This window comes from Streptomyces sp. PA03-6a, from assembly GCF_033792765.1.
GTDB lineage: Bacteria > Actinomycetota > Actinomycetes > Streptomycetales > Streptomycetaceae > Actinacidiphila.
The window spans coordinates 1-3,285 of record NZ_JARAVK010000480.1; the positions used below are offsets into that span (position 1 = coordinate 1).

General features: G+C 65.6%; 3 protein-coding genes and 1 tRNA gene. 2 read left to right on the forward strand and 2 right to left on the reverse strand.

Annotated elements, in window-relative coordinates:
• Positions 1-134: 134 nt before the first annotated feature.
• Positions 135-2,087: a molecular chaperone HtpG gene (gene htpG, locus PV350_RS45740; protein WP_500339210.1), complete on the forward strand. Its 1,953-nt coding sequence runs from the start codon at positions 135-137 to the stop codon at positions 2,085-2,087.
• A gap of 277 nt (positions 2,088-2,364) precedes the next feature.
• Positions 2,365-2,574 carry a hypothetical protein gene (locus PV350_RS45745; protein WP_500339211.1) on the forward strand — a complete coding sequence of 70 codons (210 nt, stop codon included), beginning with the start codon at positions 2,365-2,367 and terminating at the stop codon, positions 2,572-2,574.
• Between the two features lie 65 nt (positions 2,575-2,639).
• On the opposite strand, the gene PV350_RS45750 is transcribed toward PV350_RS45745, so the two are convergent.
• Positions 2,640-2,724: transfer RNA gene (locus PV350_RS45750), tRNA-Leu, on the reverse strand.
• 140 nt (positions 2,725-2,864) lie between these two features.
• Entirely contained in the window at positions 2,865-3,077 is a 213-nt protein-coding gene (locus tag PV350_RS45755; protein ID WP_500339212.1) for a hypothetical protein, read from the reverse strand.
• Between the last annotated feature and the right edge of the window lie 208 nt (positions 3,078-3,285).

Sequence of the window (3,285 nt, forward strand, 5' to 3'; positions counted from 1 at the left end):
GGTTGGTAGGTGGCGGGGCCTGGCGTTCGTATCCGTACGGGTTTGGCGTGTGACCTCGCTGTTGGGGCTTCGGGCGGGCGGTTTAGAGTGCGTGCGGTAGTCGGCTTTTCTGATCTTTGGAGGATTTGCTCGTCATGTCGGCTGAGGTCCATGAGTTCCAGGTGGAAGCCCGTCAGTTGTTGCAGCTGATGATCCATTCGATTTATTCGAACAAGGACGTGTTTCTCCGGGAGCTGATCTCCAATGCCTCCGACGCGCTGGACAAGCTGCGCTTGGAGGCGCTACGCAACGACGCGCTCGGGGCAGACGTGTCCGATCTGCACATCGCCTTTGAGGCGGATGCGCAGGCTCGGACGTTGACAGTGCGGGACAACGGCGTCGGCATGTCGCGTGAGGAAGTCGTCGCCCTCATCGGCACGATTGCCAGCTCCGGGACAGCGAGGCTGCTGCAGGAACTCAAGGACACCAAGGACGCGGACGCGGCGGCCGGTCTGATCGGCCAGTTCGGCGTCGGCTTCTATTCCGCGTTCATGGTCGCCGACGAGGTCACCGTGGTGACCCGGAGGGCCGGTGAGCGTCAGGGCACCCGCTGGACCTCGCGCGGTGAGGGCACCTACTCGGTTGAAACTGTCGAGGAGGCGCCCCAGGGCACGGCGGTGACCCTGCACCTCAAGCCCGTCGACGTCGATAACCAGCTGCACGACTACACCGATGGCTGGAAGCTCCGGGAGATCGTCAAGCGGTACTCGGACTTCATCACCTGGCCCATCCGCATGCCCGCGCATGCCACGACGCCGGCCGACACTGACACCGACAGCGTCGGCGAGGGTGAGAACGAGGGCACCGAGCCGGCTCCGGCGGGTCTGGAAACGGTGAACTCGATGAAGGCGCTGTGGGCGCGGTCACGGGAAGAGGTGACCGAGGAGGAGTACCACGAGCTGTACAAGCACCTGGCCCACGACTGGCTGGACCCGCTGGAGACCATCCGGCTGCAGGCGGAGGGCACCTTCGAGTACCAGGCCCTGCTGTTCATCCCCTCCCACGCCCCGCACGACCTGTTCACCCGCGACCACCGGCGCGGCCTGCAGCTGTACGTCAAGCGCGTCCACATCATGGACGACTGCGAAGAACTCCTCCCGCCCTATCTGCGCTTCGTCAAGGGCGTCGTCGACTCACAGGACCTCTCGCTCAACGTCTCCCGCGAGATCCTGCAGCAGGACCGGCAGATCCAGATGATCCACCGGCGCCTGACCAAGAAGGTCCTGGCCACCATCAAGGACCTCATGACCAGCGCACCCGACCGCTACACCACGATCTGGAGGGAGTTCGGCCCCGTCCTGAAGGAAGGCCTGCTGGGCGACCACGGCAACCGCGACACCCTGCTGGGCCTGTGTTCCTTCGCATCCACGCACGACAAGGACGAGCTGACCACGCTGACGCAGTACGTGGAACGCATGAAGGACGGCCAGGAAGAGATCTACTACCTGACCGGCGACTCCCGGGAAGCCATCGAGAACTCCCCGCACATGGAGGCATTCCGCGCGAAGGGCATCGAGGTACTGCTGCTGACGGACCCTGTCGACGAGGTCTGGGTCACCGCGGTGCCCGAGTTCGACGGCAGGCAGCTGCGGTCGGTTGCCAAGGGAACGGTCGACCTGGAGGCCGGCGAGCAGGACCCCACGACCGGCAGCGAGCGCGAGAGCCGGCAGAAGGAGTACGCCGAGCTGCTGACCTGGATGACCGAGGTGCTCACCGAGGACGTGAAGGAGGTCCGGCTGTCCACCCGCCTGACCGTCTCCCCGGCCTGTCTCGTCTCGGACACCTACGACATCACCCCGGCCCTGGAGAACATGTACCGGGCCATGGGCCAGGACGTCCCGCACACCAAGCGCATCCTGGAACTCAACCCCGGCCACACCCTGGTCGCCGGCCTCAACAAGGCCCGCACCGAACGCGGCGACGACGCAGGTGCCGGCCTCTCGGGAATTGCCGAACTCCTCTACGGCATGGCTCTCATCGCTGAGGGCGGCGCACTGAAGGACCCCGCGCGTTTCGCCAAGCTCATGGCGGACCACCTCACCGTCTGATCCGCCCGGAGCCGGTCGGTGGGCCGTGACCCGCCCGCGACGACGCGTCGCGGCCCACCGAAACTAGAGCACGCCGCTTGCCAGCCCTTGTCCACTGGCTCTTTCCACCGTCGTCGAGCGCAGACGGCGGCGTTTCGGCTAAATCCAGCCCATCAAGCGATGCTTTGCCGCCAGTCACGGGCAACCATGGCGCGGAACTTTCATGGTTGGGGTAGATAGGAGGGCTTGGGCGGCATTCTGACCGTAGAGGGTTCAGACAGGGGAGGGCTGGCGCGAGTTGCTGACCATCAACGTGGCAGTGCTGCTGGCTTTCATCGTCGTGTTGCGCCTGCGGCGACGTACGGAAGCCCGGAGTCGTTTTGATGAGAAGCTCACGGTGGCTATCGTCATCGTATTGGGGGTTCTGATCGCCCCGACTCCGGTTGGACAGGAAATTTTAAACGTTCTCGGCCAGCTCGTGCAAGGAATTTCAGAATCTAGCCTGTAAAAGGCTTTTCAACTCTTTTGGAATTCTGTCGAGCATTGTGAAGCGCGGTGGCCGGTATGGGTTGCTGGTAGGGGTGGAGGGAGTTGAACCCTCACGTCCGGGGACACCGGGACTTGAATCCGGCGCGTCTGCCTGTTCCGCCACACCCCCAAAGGTCCTCGCCCCTGGCGTGCGGTGGCCGGGGGCGAGGGGTGGCAGGCCGATGTCGGGTGGGGTGACACGGCCTGCCGTGCTGCGAAGCGCTCAACACCTTACCCCTGCCACCCGGGCCGTCCGGTACGCCCGGGGCTTTATCGGTCGGTGGCTTTGGGGTGGCTGGTGGAGGCGTAGTCGATCCAGACGGTGCGGCGTTCGGTGTCGACCAGGTACCAGATGCGGCCGCCGGCGGTGACCTCGATCTGCCAGCGGTCCATGACGGTGCCGCGGTGGGTGCCGTGGGCGAGTTCGCCCTTGAGCTGGTGGTGACGCTCAGTCCTGGCCGCGGGGGCCGGGTCGGCGCGCATCAGCAGCCAGGCAGCGCGGGTGTTGCCCGGCGCTTGAGCTGACAGCTGGTCCCAGCCCTTGGCGGCCTCGCCGGTGGCGAACCGGACATCCCATTCACCCTCACCCGGCCGGAGTCGGAGCTCAGCGCGGCATACAGCTCGGGGTCGGCGTGGACTTCGGCGGTGTGCCGCCACTCGGTGATGAGCTGGGCCACCGCCGCGGTGTTGT

Coding starts and splice junctions, on each gene's coding strand:
- htpG (WP_500339210.1), top strand. CDS start 135: ATGTCGGCTGAGGTCCATGAGTTCCAGGTGGAAGCCCGTCAGTTGTTG.
- PV350_RS45755 (WP_500339212.1), bottom strand. CDS start 3,077: ATGCGCGCCGACCCGGCCCCCGCGGCCAGGACTGAGCGTCACCACCAG.